Raw genomic sequence first — 14,716 nt, 5'->3', positions numbered from 1 at the left:
CGTCTGCCGCCTGAGGCGTCAGGTGTTGAACTTGAACAGCATGATGTCGCCGTCCTGGACGACATATTCCTTGCCTTCGTCGCGCGCCTTGCCGGCTTCCTTGGCCGCCACTTCGCCGCCCAGCGTGACAAAGTCGTTATAGGCGATGGTCTGGGCGCGGATGAAGCCGCGTTCGAAATCGGTGTGGATGACGCCGGCCGCCTGCGGGGCCTTGTCGCCCTTGTGGATGGTCCAGGCGCGCGTCTCCTTCGGCCCGACGGTGAAATAGGTGATGAGATGCAAAAGCTCATAACCGGCGCGGATCACCTTGTTGAGGCCCGGCTCGTCGAGGCCGAGCGAGGACAGGAATTCCATCTCCTCCTCGTCGGAGAGCTGGGCGACTTCAGCCTCGATCGCGGCCGAGATCACCACGGTGCCGGCGCCTTGCGCGGCGGCCATCTTTTCCACGGCCCTGGTGTGCTCGTTGCCGGTCGCGGCATCGGCCTCCGCGACGTTGCAGACATAGAGCACGGGGTGCGAGGTCAGAAGGTTCAAGCCCTGCAGGATGCGCAGATCCTCGGTGGAAATACCCTTGAGCAATACACGGGTTGGCTTGCCGGCCTGCAGCAGTTCGAGCGCGGCCTCCATCATCGGCAGCACGGTGGTGGCTTCCTTGTCCTTGCTGCCGGCGCGCTTGCGGATCTGGACGATGCGGCGCTCGAGGCTGTCGAGGTCGGCGAGCATCAGCTCGGTCTCGACCGTCTCGGCGTCGGCGACGGGGTCGATGCGGCCTTCGACATGGGTGATGTCGTCATCCTCGAAGCAGCGCAGCACATGCACGATGGCGTCGACCTCGCGGATATTGGCGAGGAACTGGTTGCCCAGTCCTTCGCCCTTTGAGGCGCCGCGCACCAGGCCGGCAATGTCGACGAAGGAGATGCGGGTCGGGATGATCTCCTTGGACTTGCCGATGGCCGCGATCTTCTGCAGGCGCGGGTCGGGCACCGCTACCTCGCCGGTGTTCGGTTCGATGGTGCAGAACGGATAGTTGGCGGCCTGCGCCGCCGCCGTCCTGGTCAGCGCGTTGAAGAGCGTCGACTTGCCGACGTTGGGCAAGCCAACGATGCCGCATTTGAAACCCATTTTGTCCAGTCCTATCGGAAAAGCGAAATTTGATGAGGGCTATGGGCGATAGGGGTGATCAACGTCAAGCCCTGTAAGGCCGCATGCGGCTCCGCTCAGTCCTTGTTGCCGAAGAGTTTCTTCAGCATGGCGGCCATCGGGCCGGATTCCGGCAGCTTGGCGGGCGCCTGCGGCGGGCGTGCCTGGCGGATGTGGCTCTGTTGCTTGGGTGCCTGCTTCTGCGCCGGCTTTTCCAGTTCGGCTATCGCCTTGCCCTGGACGGCAAGGGCGGCCTTGTTCATGAAGCCGGATTCGTCGCCCTTGACGATCATGGCGGCGTTGTCGGCGATCGCATCGAGCAAGGGATCGAGCCATTCGCGGTCGGCCTTGGCGAAATCGCCGAGCACATGGTGCTGGACCATTTCCTTGACGCCGGGATGGCCGACGCCGATGCGTACCCTGCGATAGGCGTTGCCAACATGGCCGTCGATCGAGCGGATGCCGTTGTGGCCGCCGGCGCCGCCGCCGGTCTTGATGCGCAGCTTGCCTTCGGCGAGGTCGATCTCGTCATAGAAGACGGTGAGCGCGGCAAGCTCGAGCTTGTAGAAGCGCAGCGCTTCGCCGACCGACTGGCCGGACAGGTTCATGAAGGTCTGCGGCTTGATCAGGATGATCTTTTCGCCGGCGATCGTGCCCTCGGCGATCAGGCCCTGGAATTTCTTCGACCAGGGCGAAAAGGAATGGCGGCGGGCGATAGCGTCCGCCGCCATGAAGCCGACATTGTGCCGGTTATCAGCGTATTTCGCGCCCGGATTGCCGAGGCCTGCAAAGACAAGCATCGTCTGCTCCGGGCGGAAAGAGTTACTTCTCTTCGGCGGCAGGAGCCGCTTCAGGTGCAGCCACCTCAACCGTCTCTTCCGTCTCCGGCTTCATCGCCGACGAACCGGCAATGGTCGCAATGGTGAAGTCGCGATCGGAGATGACCGGCTTGACGCCGGCCGGCAGCTTGACTGCCGAGATGTGGATCGAGTCGCCGATGTTGGTGCCGGTGAGATCGATGGTGATGAATTCCGGGATCGCATTGGCCGGGCAGTGGAACTCGACTTCGTGACGCACGATGTTGAGCACGCCGCCGCGCTTGATGCCGGGCGACTTGTCCTCATTGATGAAGTGGACAGGCACGTCGACATTGACTTCGGTGTCCTTGCCGATGCGCAGGAAGTCGACATGGACAGGGAAATCCTTGACCGGGTCGAGCTGGAAGTCCTTCGGCAGGACCTGGATCTTCTTGCCGTCGACATCGATCGTGGCGATCGTGGTCAGGAACCCGCCGCCATGGATCTTGTAGTAGATGTCCTTGTAGGTGAGAGCGATAGCCAGGGGAGGCTGCTTGTCACCATAGATTACTGCAGGCACTTTACCGTTGCGGCGAACTGCACGGGCGGACCCCTTACCGACCTGTTCGCGCGCTTCGGCCTTGAGCTCGTAAGTATCGTGGCTCATGGCTTTTCCTTTCGCGTGTTATGGAGCGTTTTCGGAGAGCAAATTGCCCAAGCCGTAAACGTCGAAAGCCGCCAGACCTCGATGTCCGAATGAGGGCGCCCGCCTTGAGACGGAGCTTTGTTCGGAATCACAAGGGAAGGCAGCCTTCCGCCGCGTTGCCTCCAAGGGTGTCTACGCGGGTGGCGGCTCTATAGCGGAAGGCGGGCGAGGGTGCAAGCCGGAGCGGGAGGCGCGCGGCTACCGATCTCCGCTCAGCGCATCCCGCAGCGCCTGGATCTGCCGGTTCAACGCATCGAGCTCGGCCAGCGTCATGCCCGAGCGCTCGATCAGGGTCTCGTTGAGGCAGTTGCACTGGGTAAGCAGCGCGCGCCCGGCCGATGTCAGGTCGACCTGGACCTGGCGCTCGTCGGTGTGGCTGCGTTGGCGGGTGACCAGCCCGGCGTGTTCCATGCGCTTCACCAGCGGCGTGACGGTGCTCGATTCCAAAGCGAGCCGGTGCGCAATCGAGCCGACCGACATGCCGTCGGCCTCACCCAGTGCGTTGAGCACGAGATATTGCGGATAGGTGATCCCCATCTCGTCCAGCATCGGCTTGTAGGTGCGGTTGATCGCCATCGAGGTGGCGTAGAGCGTGAAGCAGAGCTGATTGTCCAACGGGAGAGGCACGACACATTCCTTTGCCGATTAATCAAGAAATATGTACCACGAAAAATGATATCGCGATACATATTTTTGTAGACAAGGGCTCAAGGTCGCGCTAGCCATATGGATATCGCGATATTGTTTATCGCGAAAACAATCAAAGGAGATTGAGATGGCTTCGCAGACGAAATCCGGTTCCGGCAGCGGCACGATCACCACCAAGGACGGCACGCAGATTTTCTACAAGGACTGGGGAACCGGCCAGCCCATCGTCTTCCATCATGGCTGGCCGTTGAGCAGCGATGACTGGGACGCCCAGATGCTGTTCTTCCTGGCACAAGGCTACCGCGTCATCGCCCATGACCGGCGCGGCCACGGCCGCTCGACGCAGACGGATATCGGCAACGAGATGGACACCTACGCCGCCGATGTCGCTGAACTCGCCGCGCATCTCGATCTCAAGAACGCCATCCATGTCGGCCATTCGACCGGCGGCGGCGAGGTGGCGCGCTATGTCGCCAAGTACGGCTCGGGCGGCCGCGTCGCCAAGGCGGTGCTGGTCGGCGCCGTGCCGCCGATCATGCTCAAGACGGCCGCCAATCCCGGCGGCCTGCCGATCGAGGTCTTCGACGGTTTTCGCTCCGGCGTCGCAGCCAACCGCGCCCAGCTTTACCGGGATGTCCCCGCAGGCCCGTTCTATGGCTTCAACCGTCCGGGCGCGGCAGTCTCGGAAGGGGTCATCGACAATTGGTGGCGCCAGGGCATGATGGGCGGCACCAAGGCGCATTATGATTGCATCAAGGCATTCTCGGAAACCGACTTCACCGAGGATCTGAAGGCGATCGACGTGCCGGTGCTGGTCATGCATGGCGACGACGACCAGATCGTCCCGATCGCCGATTCGGCGCTGCTGTCGATCAAGCTGCTCAAGAAGGGCGAGCTCAAGGTCTACAAGGGTTTCCCGCACGGCATGGCGACAACCCACGCCGATGTCATCAACGCCGACCTGCTGGCCTTCTTCAAGGCCTGAATTCTCTAAGAAAAAAGGCACCCGCCAATGGCGGGTGCCTTTCCGTATCCGTTCAGGGTCAGCCGAAGCTAGGCTGTTGCCTGAGCCTTCCGGGCTTCCTTCATGTTGGGCAGGAACACCGTCAACAGTCCCAGGAACGGCAGATACGAGCAGATCTGGAAGACGAAATCGATGCCCTTGATGTCGGCGACGACGCCGAGCACGGCCGCCGCTATGCCGCCCATGCCGAAGGCGAAGCCGAAGAAGATGCCGGCGATCATGCCGACGCGACCCGGCACCAGTTCCTGCGCGAAGACGACGATGTTGGAGAAGGCCGATGACAGGATGAGGCCGATCAGCACGGTCAGCACCATCGTCCATTCCAAATTGGCGTAGGGCAGCGCCAGCGTGAAGGGCAGCACGCCGACAATCGAGAACCAGATCATCGCCTTCTGTCCGTAGCGGTCACCGAACGGGCCGCCGAGCAGGATGCCCAGCGCCGATGCGCCGAGGAACAGGAACAGCATCACCTGGCTCATCTGCACCGACACCCCGAATTTATGGATGGAGTAGAAGGTGTAGTAGCTGGCGAGGCTGGCGATGTAGGCGTTCTTGCTCAGCACCAGAAGGGTCAGCACGACCAGCGCGCTCATGACCTTGCGGCGCGGGAAGGGCGAGACGAAGCTTGCCGCCTTGCGGGTGCCTTGCGCGGCGCGGAGCCGGCTGTACCAGCCGCCGACCTGCCACAAGACGACGATGCCGATCAGCGATCCGACGGCGAACCAGGCGATGCTGGTCTGGCCGAACGGCACGACGATGAAGGCGGCCAGCAGCGGCCCCATTGACTGGCCGAAATTGCCGCCGACCTGGAACAGCGACTGCGCCAGGCCAAAACGGCCGCCAGAGGCAAAGCGCGCGATGCGCGAGGATTCGGGATGGAAGATCGCCGAGCCGATGCCGATCAGCGAGGCGCCGATCAAGAGCAGATAGTAGTGTCCGGCATAGGCCAGCACGACCAGGCCGATCAGCGACGAGGCCATGCCGTAGGGCAGGGAATAGGGCATCGGCCGCTTGTCGGTGATCATGCCGATCACCGGCTGCAGCAAGGACGCCGTCACCTGGAAGGTGAAGGTCAGCAGGCCGATCTGCCAGAAATCGAGGCCATAATTCTGTTTCAGAAGCGGGTAAATGGCCGATAGCAGCGACTGCATGATGTCGTTGATGCAATGGCAGAAGCTCACCGCCAGGATGACGGTGAAGGCCGTCGCCTGGGCTGAGGCGTGACTGGCGGTCGCTGGTGACGCGACGCTGGCGGCTGTCGTATCGGTCAAGGCAGGCTCCGTGGTCTTTTTGGCGGGCAAGCCCGCGGGCAATCAGGCGGACGCTCCCGCGGCCGCCTTAGGGACGGTTGCCTTATAAGCTGCTTGCCGCGCGACTTCTTTCGTGGTTTGGTCCAATAGTTTCGCAAGTGGGCCATACCAGATGCCGCATGGCAGGGAAATTTTCCGCGCCGGCAATGCCGATCTCGGCCAACTGCACCAGAGCCGCTGGCAATGGCTGGAGGAGGTCGCCGGCCCGGCGGTGGCGTTGCCGACCGAATATCCCGACGGCTACCACGTGCCGCAACACCGCCACAGGCGCAGCCAGTTGCTGCACGCGCTGGTCGGCGTGGTGCTGGTGACGACGCGGCACGGGCGCTGGATGGTGCCGCCAGACCACGCGATGTGGATCCCGGCCGGCATCGAGCATTCCGTCGAGATGCTGGGCGATGTCTCGATGCGCTCGGTCTATGTCATGCCGGGCGCGATTCCGGGGCTGCCGGAGGGCTTGCGCGTCGTCGGCGTCACCGAGCTGATGCACAGCCTGATCGTGGAATCGGAGAAACTGCCGCAAGGCGGCGAGCTGGAAGGGCGCGGCGGGCTGATCATGAAGCTGTTGCTGCATGAGATCCCGACCTTGCCGGAACGGCCGCTCGGCCTGCCGTTCCCGTCCGATCCCAGGCTGGCGGCGCTGTGCCGCCGCTTTGTCGCGGCACCTTCGCCGCATGCGACGATCGACGAATGGGCTGACGCCGCCGGCATGAGCCGGCGCTCCTTCACCCGCGCCTTCCAGCGTCAGACCGGCCTGTCGCTGTCGACATGGCGCCAGCAGGCTTGCCTGTTCGCGGCGTTGCCTCGGCTCGCCGATGGCGAGCCGATCACGAGGGTGGCGCTCGACCTGGGCTATGACAGCGTGCCGGCCTTCATCACCATGTTCAAGCGCATGCTGGGCTCGTCGCCGCGCGGCTATATGCGCGGCGCGCGAGACAATGGCGAAGGCATAAGGCGAGCCACGCCTCGCCTCGAGGCCCCGGCGCCGTGAGGCAATCCCAGGAAAAGCGCGAAAGCGATTCCTGGAATTGCATCGGTGGGTCTAATCCATCTGAACGCCGCTCGCCTTGACGATCGGCTCCCACTTGGCGAGTTCAGCCTTCACGTGGGTTGCCAGCTCTTCCGGAGTGGAGGCCACGATAGAGGCGCTGAATTGGCCCATGCGCGCAATCACGTCGGGATCCTGCAACGCCTTGGCTGCCGCCTTGTGAAGAACCTCGATCACGTCCGCCGGGGTACCCGCGGGCGCGAACAGGGCGTTCCAGCTGTAGGTTTCATAACCGGGAATGGTCTCGGCGATCGCCGGGACGTCGGGGAAGGAGGGAACGCGCTGCTTGGTGGTGACGCCCAAGGCTCGCAGCGTCCCACCCTTGATATGCCCCGATGAAGACGGCAGGTTGTCGAACATCATCGGCACCTGATTTGCGATGACGTCGTTCAGGGCCGGTCCGGCGCCCTTGTAGGGTATGTGCTGCATGCTGACGCCGGCCATCGTCTTGAAAAGCTCGCCGGAGAGATGCAGCGGGGTGCCGTTGCCCGACGAGGCGTAGGCATATTTGTCCGGGTCCTTCTTCAACAGGTCGATCAGTTCCTTGACGTCCTTGGCGGGAAATTGAGGGTTCACGACCAGGACGTTCGGCACCAGCACAAGCAGCGATATCGGAGCAAAATCCTTCTCCGCATCGTAGGGCTTGGTCTTGAGGATGAGCGGGTTGAGCGCGTGTGTCGCGACCGTGCCCATCAAAATCGTGTAGCCGTCCGGATCGGCCCGGGCGACCTGGGCCGCGCCGATGCTGCCGCCGGCCCCGCCGACATTTTCAACGACAATCTGCTGCCCGAGGCTCTCGGACATCTTGTTGGCGACGAGGCGCGCGACCAGGTCCGTTGAGCCGCCCGCGGAAAAGGGAACAACCATCGTGATGGTCCGGTCGGGAAAATCGGCGGCAGAGGCTATCGGCGCCGAAAAGAGAGCCGCGACGGAAACGGCAAGCCCAAGCAAAGTCCTTCGCCGGATTGGCATGTGCTACTCCTCCATTGTTTGGAAGGGCAGTATGCCATGGCAAGCGCGTAAGGAAACCTCTGCTGGCGGCACAAGGCAGGCGAGCGGTCGATACTAGGGCGTCCCGCTGCGCCTTGCCGACATTTCGTTGAAAGAGGTTTTAGTCGAACAGGCTCGACACCGATTCCTCGGTCGCCGTGCGCGAAATCGCCTCGCCCATCAGGTCGGCGATCGAGATGACGCGGATGTTGGGGGCGTCGAGCACGCCTTGCGTCGGCTGGATGGAATCGGTGATGACCAGTTCCTGCAGCTTCGAGCCGCTGATGCGGGCGACGGCGCCACCCGACAGCACGCCATGGGTGATATAGGCGGTGACGCTGGTGGCGCCGTTGGCCAGAAGCGCATCGGCGGCGTTGCACAGCGTGCCGCCGGAATCGACGATGTCGTCGATCAGCAGGCAATCCTTGCCGGCGACCGCGCCGATGATGTTCATCACTTCCGATTCGCCCGGGCGCTCACGGCGCTTGTCGACGATGGCGAGCTGCGCATCGAAGCGCTTGGCCAGCGCACGCGCCCGCACCACGCCGCCAATGTCGGGCGACACCACCACGACATTGCCGAGCTGCTTGTATTTCGCCTTCACGTCGCGGGCCATCACCGGCACCGAGAACAGATTGTCGGTCGGGATATCGAAGAAGCCCTGGATCTGGCCGGCATGCAGGTCGAGCGTCAGAACGCGGTCGACCCCGGCGCGGGTGATCATGTTGGCGACCAGCTTGGCCGAGATCGGCGTGCGGCCGGAAGCGCGGCGATCCTGCCTGGCGTAGCCGAAATAGGGAATCACCGCCGTGATGCGCTTGGCCGAGGAGCGCATGAAGGCGTCGATCATGATGAGCAGTTCCATCAAATGATCGTTGGTCGGGAACGAGGTCGACTGCAGGATGAAGACATCCTCGCCGCGCACGTTTTCCTGGATCTCGACGAAGATTTCCTGGTCGGCGAAGCGCCTGACGCTGGCCTTGCCCAGCGGGATGTTGAGATAGCGGGCGACCGCTTCGGCCAGCACCCTGTTGGAATTGCCCGCGAAGAGTTTCATGCACCGTTCCTGGTGGGGGATGGGAAGGCCTGACAGACTCTCCCGCACCTTTTAATCGGGCTTTTAGCGGCCCGCGCTGGTATTGCAAGCGCCGAGATCGGGAATCCGCCGGCTAAGCTGAAGAAAGGTTCGTGCCATCGCCGAGAGGCAACACTCAAGCATGCCTTGCTAGCCAGCCTTGCCGCCAAGAAATGCCGCGAACTGGTCGATGGTCTGGTCGGCGATCGCCTGCATGGTGGCCGGCGAGACCCCCTTCCAGCTGTCGGCGCCTGCGCCGGAATTGGCCGAAGGCGCCTTCATCTGGCCGTTGATGCGGTGCAGGCGGTTGCCTGAGGGGTCGTAGACGTCCCAGACATAGATGACGGTGGTGTCCTTGCCCTCCGAAATCGCCGAGAAATAGCCCTTCAGCACATGAGTCGCGGTCTGGTCGGCGCTGCCGGCAAGCGTGATGCCGCGCTGCCTGGCGCGCGTCTGCAGTTCCGCCGTCAGCGGGGTCGCGGCCTCGACCGAAGCGCCGACGATCGGCGCGATCTGCAGCCGGGTCTTCGACAGGATGGCAGCGCTTTGGGCCGGGGTGAGCGGCGTGGTGGTGGCGGACGCCCCCGCCGTAGTGGTCGCGGGCGCAGCTGTCGATGGGGTGGGAACCGTGGCCGCCGTGCTGCCCGGCGCTACCGGCCCCGAAGTCGCCGGCGGGGTGATGGCGGAAGGTTCGAGAACGTCCTTTGCGTTGGTGCAGGCAGCCAGAGTCAATGCCACAAGCAATGACACGGTCGTCACATGCGATCGTCTCATTTGCCTTCTAACTCCTTGGCGAAGAACGCCTCCCATTATGGATTCACTGTACGATCAAGTCGAGATCATGGCGGGAAAGCGGCTTCGGCTGGGATTCGGTGGTCAGGTAGGTGCGGCCAAGCGTCATTGCCGTCTCGGTCTCGGAATCCATGATGATCATGTGGGCGAACAGCGTCATGTGCGGCGCGATCGGCTCCGGATTGCCCTGGTAGAACATCGGCATGTCCATCCAGGACGGCGTGAAGCGGGCGCCGACGGAGTAGCCGCAGGCGTTCAGCCGGTGCTTGGTCAGGCCATGCGCCTCCATGGTGCGGGCGTGGGCGTCGAAGACGTCGCCGAACGTGTTGCCCGGCGTCATCGCCTTTTCGACGGCGAGAAGGGCGGCGCGCGCGGCGTCGAACAGTTCCTGATGGCGCTTCGACACCTTGCCAGTCAGCACGGTGCGCATCATCGGCGCGTGGTAGTGATGGAAGACACCGGCCCATTCGAGCGTCAGCTGGTCGTTCTTGGTGAGCTTGCGGCGGCCGGCCTTGTAGCGGCACAGCAGAGCATCGACACCCGAACCGATGATGAACTCGTTGGCCGGATAGTCGCCGCCGCCGGCGAAGACCGCGCCCTGCATGGCGGCCAGAATCAGCGCCTCGTCGCCGCCCTGCTTGATCAGCGGCAGTGCCGCGTCGAGCGCGTCGTCGGAGAGATTGGCGGCCTTCTCGGCCTTGGCGATCTCGGCCGGGCTCTTGAACAGGCGCAGCCGGCCGACAATGCCGGACGCATCGGCGATCTGTCCGAAGGTCTGCAACTGCTCGTCCAGCCGTCGGCCATTATAGGCGGTCAGGCCATGGGTGTCGTATTCGACCCCGATGCGGGCGCCGAGGAGGTTGAGGTCGTTGAGCAGATTGCGCAGGTCGACCGCCGGGTTGGCGCCGTTGCGGTCGGTCCAAAGCACGATGTTGTCGATGATCGAGGTATGCCGCGCCTGGCGCAGGTCGGCCGATCGCGTCAAAAGCACCATCGAGCCGTCGGCCTTCACCACCAGGCACTGGAAGAAGCAGAAGCCGAACGTATCGTAGCCGGTCAGCCAGTACATGCTTTCCTGCGCGAACAGCAGGATGGCGTCGAGTTTCTTCTCGGCCATCTCGATCATCAGCCGGTCGCGCCGCGCGTCAAATTCCGATCGTTCAAAATGCAGCGCCATTATTCACTCTCCAAAACGATGGCCGAAACCTGCCGGCCGTAATCGGGTTCCTTGCGGTGCGTGGTGCGCCGGTAGGAGTAAAACAAATCTTCCTCGGCATAGGTGCAGCGGCCGAGGCCCTCGGCGGTCACGCCGGCCCTGATGAGCCGGTCGACCGTGTAACGGTTGAGGTCGAACATGGCATGGCCTGATGTGGCGGAGGGCGAGAAATAGCCGATGTTCTCCGCGTCGGCCTCGACGAAGCGGGCGACGAATTCCGGCCCGACCTCGTAATTGGCGGGGCCGATCGAGGGGCCGAGCACGGCGACGATGTTTTCGCGCCGGGCGCCCAGGCTTTCCATGGCGGCAACGGTGTTCTCCAGCACGCCCGTAAAAGCGCCTTTCCAGCCGGCATGCGCCGCGCCGATGATGCGCGCGCCGGAATCGGCAAACAGCACCGGGCCGCAGTCGGCAGTCGAGGCGCCGATGGCGATGCCTGGGCGGTCGGTGACGATAGCATCGGCCTTGGGCCGTTCGCCGGCAAAGGGTTCCCTGACGACAATGACGTCGGGCGAATGGACCTGCCAGGCAGTCAGCAGATGGTTCGCCGGCACGCCCATCCAGGCGGCGACACGGGCGCGATTCTCGGCCACCAGCGCCTTGTCGTCATCCGACCCGGTGCCGATGTTAAGGCCCTCATAGATGCCCGTCGAGACGCCGCCCGTGCGGGTGAAATAGCCGTGGCGGATGCCTTGTGCCTGCGCCTTGTCCAGCAGCGGCGACCGAACGGGATCCGGTTTGGTCTGATTCAGCATGCGGGCGTTGTTGTCCGTGTGGGCGGTTTCGTCAAGAAAAAGTCCGGAAGCGAGGTGGCCGGCGGTTCGGCCGCTCTTTTACCGGACGCGAGATTGGGAGAGGCAGCGGTGAAAAGTCAATCCGCCGTCGCAAAGGGCCGGATCGGCACGCCGCGCGGCAGGACGGCAAGCACCTTGAACAGGTCGCCCATGGCCTGCGGGCCAGCAAGACGCTCGACATCGCCTGATATCTTGTCGCGGGTCGCCTGGCCGGCATCGGCGCCAAGCCGGCCGGCGCGCTCGAGAATGCCCATGCCGAGCAGGAAATTGCCTTGCGTCGACAGATGGGCGTCGAGACCGTGGGCGCGCACCGTTGCGGCAAGGGCGGCGAAATCGACATGCGAGGTGAGATCGGCCTCGCCGGGATTGGCCAGCACATCTTCGTGATTGTGCCGGCGCAAGGCCTGCAGCGTGTCGCCGACCCCCGGCTGCAGATGGCCATAGTCGAGAAACAGCCCGGCGCCGCCGTTTCGGGCAATGCGCCCGGCAATGGCGGCCATCAGGGCGGTGCGGGCCGGTGCTACTTCGACGATCGCGCCTTGCGGCGCTTCAGCGGCGTCGAGGGGCAGCAGCGTCGAGTCGACCGAGCCGGCGCCGGCGAAGAAACAAAGGGTGTCCTCGTCGTCGAGGCCGACCACGCGCTCGCGCCAGCCCGTGCCGGCGCGGACGAACTGGCGGACCGGCACGGCGTCGAACAATTCGTTGCCGACGATGAGCAGCGGCTGATCAGGCAGTGTCTCGATGGTCTCGTGCCAGCCTATCGCGAATGGCGTCGCGCCAAGCGTCTGCTTCTGGATTTCAGTCAGGCGCGGGCTGGTCTCGATCATGGCGAAGGCCGCGCCATTGGCCAGGGTAGGATCCAGCCGCGACAGCGTGCGCAGCATGTCCTTCATCAGCGTGCCGCGGCCAGGGCCGATCTCGGCGATGGTGACCGGCATCGGCCGGCCAATCGCTGTCCAAGCCTGGTAGAGCCAGACGGCGACGAGTTCGCCGAACATCTGGCTGATCTCCGGCGCGGTGACGAAGTCGCCGGCGGCGCCGAAGGGCTCGCGTGTGGTGTAGTAGCCGTCCGCGGGGTCGAACAGGCACATCGCCATGTATTCGTTGACGGGAAGGGGGCCGAGCGCCTCGATCAGGTCGACGACGCGGGTCTTCAGCCGCGTCATGTCGCCTGCGGCTGTGACTGCGTCGCCGGCTTGGCGGTCGCCATCGCCCAGATGCCGGCCAGCACCATTGGCGTCGACAGGATCATGCCCATGGTCAGCCAGTTGGTGCCGAGGAGGTAGCCGAGCTGCTGGTCGGGTTCACGGAAGAACTCGACGAAGATGCGCGACAGGCCGTAGCCGCAGATGAAGGCGCCGCCGACGAAGCGCGGCGTCTTCAGCTTGAGGCGCGAATGGGTGAGGATGCGCAGCACGACAAACAGCACCAGGCCTTCGAGCAGGGCTTCGTAGAGCTGGCTCGGATGGCGGGTGAACGGTCCGCCATTGGGGAATTCGATCGCCCAGGGCACGTCGGTCGGCCGGCCCCAAAGCTCGGAATTGATGAAGTTGGCGATGCGCACCAGGCCAAGCCCAACCGGCACGCCGGCGGCCACGACGTCGAACAGCGACCAGGTGCGGATGCCGCGCTTGATGGAAAACAGCGTCATGGCGAGGATGACGCCGAGCAGGCCGCCATGGAACGACATGCCGCCTTGCCAGACGGCGAAGATGTCGAGCGGATGCGCGATGTAGCGCGGCAAGTCATAGAAAAGCACATAACCGGTGCGGCCGCCGAGCACGACGCCGATGGCCGCCCAGACGATGAAATCGTCGAGGTCCTCCGGCTTCATCGGCAGGATGCCGTCGGGCCACAGTTTCGGGTTGGCGGCGAGCCGCTTGGCGTACCACCAGGCAAACAGGATGCCGACGATGTAGCCGACGCCGTACCAGTGTACCGCCAGCGGCCCGATCTGGATGAGGATCGGGTTGATGTTGGGGAAGGGCAACGAGGCCAGCGGCAGCAGGAAATATTCGTTCAACGGGGAGCTCTCGGTTGCGGTCGCGTTCGGGCGCGGACCATGCGGCAGGGTTTTGGCAGGGTCAAGGCAAGGTGGTTGCCGTCAAGTGCTGGGACGGATCCCGTTGCGAGCCATCGCGTCGCGCGTGGTCAACTCACCCCTTGGCGGCCAGCCACTGCCGCAATGCGTCGTTGATCCTGTCCTGCCAGCCTGGACCGTCTTCCTGGAAATGGTCGAGCACGGCCCGGTCGATCCGGATCGAGACAAGCTCGCGGACATTCGGCGTGGCCGAGGGTTCGCGAACGGGCGCTGCCGGCTTCTTAACCGGCTTGAAGGCCGCTTCGGCGGCCGCGAACGGATTTGTCGGTCGGCGCGGGGGCATTGCCATTGGGGGACCCTGACTGGAGGCGACTCATGCTTGACGCCGGTCGCGAGGAAAACGCCACAATATGCGACTTGGCGCCACTTCGTATAGGGCGCGGTCATGTCGTCAATTCTCGGGAAACAAGATCGTCCTTAGGTCCATCGCATCGTGTAATATGTGTAGTACCTCCACGGCGTCGGCGCTAACGCGATAGAAAATCAGATAATTGCCGTGAACGCGCCGGCGGATACCCGGAGATCGAGGCCGCTCAAAGAGTGGATACCGCTCCGGCATGGAGCGTAAATCCAGACAATCGCGGCGCAACTCCTGAATGAACGTGACGGCCCGAAATGGGCTGTCGAACGCGATGTAGTCGCCAATGGCTTCAAGGTCTGCCTCGGCCTGGTCTGTGAAGACCAGCTTCCTCACCTGGTCTTCTCTGCCATCGCCTTGTATTTGGCTTCAAGTCTGTCCAGCACCTCGTCGCCAGCCTTGACCCTGCCTGCGTCGGCATCCGCAATGCCTTTGGCGAGGGCTGCATCGAGCGCGGCGAGACGCTTTTCCCGTTCTTCGACGAGGCGAACACCCTCACGCAGTACTTCGCTCTTTGAATTGTAGCGTCCGGTGTTGACGAGCTGGTTGACGATATCTTCGAGGCGGGCTCCCAAGTCTGCGCTGATGGCCATGGCGGCACTCCTACAAAACACTCTTGAATAATAATAGTTATTAATCCGGCTTGCCAGTGATTTTGGAGGGTTCGACTTGATGCCGCAGCAGCCCTCAACGTTCTTGCATTCCTCGCCCCGCGCC

At 63.6% G+C, this 14,716-nt stretch carries 17 protein-coding genes; 2 read left to right on the top strand and 15 right to left on the bottom strand.

All coding sequences use genetic code 11. The features are described from left to right. Positions 1–18 precede the first annotated feature (18 nt). From ychF to QQK95_RS16930, 4 genes are all read right to left on the bottom strand, one after another. Entirely contained in the window at positions 19–1,122 is a 1,104-nt protein-coding gene (gene ychF / locus QQK95_RS16945; RefSeq protein WP_284274773.1) for a redox-regulated ATPase YchF, read from the bottom strand. A 95-nt stretch (positions 1,123–1,217) separates the two neighbouring features. Further along, positions 1,218–1,940 carry an aminoacyl-tRNA hydrolase gene (gene pth, locus QQK95_RS16940; RefSeq protein WP_284274771.1) on the bottom strand — a complete coding sequence of 241 codons (723 nt, stop codon included), beginning with the start codon at positions 1,938–1,940 and terminating at the stop codon, positions 1,218–1,220. A 22-nt stretch (positions 1,941–1,962) separates the two neighbouring features. Then, positions 1,963–2,604 (bottom strand): 50S ribosomal protein L25/general stress protein Ctc, encoded by a 642-nt coding sequence (locus tag QQK95_RS16935; RefSeq protein WP_284274770.1) that lies wholly within the window; start codon positions 2,602–2,604, stop codon positions 1,963–1,965. A gap of 237 nt (positions 2,605–2,841) precedes the next feature. Then, complete coding sequence (locus tag QQK95_RS16930) at positions 2,842–3,270, bottom strand: MarR family winged helix-turn-helix transcriptional regulator (RefSeq protein ID WP_284274768.1); 429 nt, start codon at positions 3,268–3,270, stop codon at positions 2,842–2,844. A gap of 148 nt (positions 3,271–3,418) precedes the next feature. On the opposite strand from QQK95_RS16930, the gene QQK95_RS16925 reads away from it, so the two are divergent. Further along, the gene (locus QQK95_RS16925; protein WP_284274766.1) at positions 3,419–4,276 is read left to right on the top strand and encodes an alpha/beta fold hydrolase; all 858 of its coding nucleotides are present in this window, start codon (positions 3,419–3,421) and stop codon (positions 4,274–4,276) included. A 68-nt stretch (positions 4,277–4,344) separates the two neighbouring features. On the opposite strand, the gene QQK95_RS16920 is transcribed toward QQK95_RS16925, so the two are convergent. Then, complete coding sequence (locus QQK95_RS16920; protein ID WP_284274764.1) at positions 4,345–5,586, bottom strand: MFS transporter; 1,242 nt, start codon at positions 5,584–5,586, stop codon at positions 4,345–4,347. 151 nt (positions 5,587–5,737) lie between these two features. Between QQK95_RS16920 and QQK95_RS16915 the strand changes: the two genes are divergently transcribed. After that, complete coding sequence (locus tag QQK95_RS16915) at positions 5,738–6,616, top strand: AraC family transcriptional regulator (RefSeq protein ID WP_284274762.1); 879 nt, start codon at positions 5,738–5,740, stop codon at positions 6,614–6,616. Positions 6,617–6,667: 51 nt separating this feature from the next. On the opposite strand, the gene QQK95_RS16910 is transcribed toward QQK95_RS16915, so the two are convergent. From QQK95_RS16910 to QQK95_RS16865, 10 genes are all read right to left on the bottom strand, one after another. Next, positions 6,668–7,645 carry a Bug family tripartite tricarboxylate transporter substrate binding protein gene (locus QQK95_RS16910; RefSeq protein ID WP_284274760.1) on the bottom strand — a complete coding sequence of 326 codons (978 nt, stop codon included), beginning with the start codon at positions 7,643–7,645 and terminating at the stop codon, positions 6,668–6,670. 139 nt (positions 7,646–7,784) lie between these two features. After that, entirely contained in the window at positions 7,785–8,720 is a 936-nt protein-coding gene (locus QQK95_RS16905; protein WP_019860650.1) for a ribose-phosphate pyrophosphokinase, read from the bottom strand. Between the two features lie 168 nt (positions 8,721–8,888). Continuing rightward, positions 8,889–9,512, bottom strand: a complete 624-nt coding sequence (locus QQK95_RS16900) for a hypothetical protein (RefSeq protein ID WP_284274755.1) — start codon at positions 9,510–9,512, stop codon at positions 8,889–8,891. Between the two features lie 43 nt (positions 9,513–9,555). Next, positions 9,556–10,707, bottom strand: a complete 1,152-nt coding sequence (locus QQK95_RS16895) for a M24 family metallopeptidase (protein WP_056578952.1) — start codon at positions 10,705–10,707, stop codon at positions 9,556–9,558. Continuing rightward, positions 10,707–11,501: a peptidoglycan editing factor PgeF gene (pgeF, locus tag QQK95_RS16890; protein WP_284274750.1), complete on the bottom strand. Its 795-nt coding sequence runs from the start codon at positions 11,499–11,501 to the stop codon at positions 10,707–10,709. The genes QQK95_RS16895 and pgeF overlap by 1 nt, the downstream gene beginning before the upstream one ends. A 116-nt stretch (positions 11,502–11,617) precedes the next feature. Continuing rightward, positions 11,618–12,706 carry a class I SAM-dependent methyltransferase gene (locus QQK95_RS16885; protein WP_284274748.1) on the bottom strand — a complete coding sequence of 363 codons (1,089 nt, stop codon included), beginning with the start codon at positions 12,704–12,706 and terminating at the stop codon, positions 11,618–11,620. Further along, positions 12,703–13,563: a prolipoprotein diacylglyceryl transferase gene (lgt, locus tag QQK95_RS16880; protein WP_284274746.1), complete on the bottom strand. Its 861-nt coding sequence runs from the start codon at positions 13,561–13,563 to the stop codon at positions 12,703–12,705. The genes QQK95_RS16885 and lgt overlap by 4 nt, the downstream gene beginning before the upstream one ends. A 133-nt stretch (positions 13,564–13,696) precedes the next feature. Then, positions 13,697–13,930 carry a BrnA antitoxin family protein gene (locus tag QQK95_RS16875; RefSeq protein WP_284274744.1) on the bottom strand — a complete coding sequence of 78 codons (234 nt, stop codon included), beginning with the start codon at positions 13,928–13,930 and terminating at the stop codon, positions 13,697–13,699. A 102-nt stretch (positions 13,931–14,032) separates the two neighbouring features. Further along, on the bottom strand, positions 14,033–14,335 hold the full coding sequence (locus QQK95_RS16870) for a type II toxin-antitoxin system RelE/ParE family toxin (protein ID WP_284274742.1): 303 nt from the start codon (positions 14,333–14,335) through the stop codon (positions 14,033–14,035). Further along, a complete protein-coding gene (locus QQK95_RS16865) occupies positions 14,332–14,592 on the bottom strand; it encodes a type II toxin-antitoxin system ParD family antitoxin (RefSeq protein WP_284274739.1) in 261 nt (86 codons plus the stop codon). The genes QQK95_RS16870 and QQK95_RS16865 overlap by 4 nt, the downstream gene beginning before the upstream one ends. Positions 14,593–14,716 lie beyond the last annotated feature (124 nt).

It is taken from the genome of Mesorhizobium huakuii (assembly GCF_030160235.1).
Lineage (GTDB): Bacteria > Pseudomonadota > Alphaproteobacteria > Rhizobiales > Rhizobiaceae > Mesorhizobium > Mesorhizobium huakuii.
This window is presented reverse-complemented; position numbering and strand designations above follow the sequence as displayed.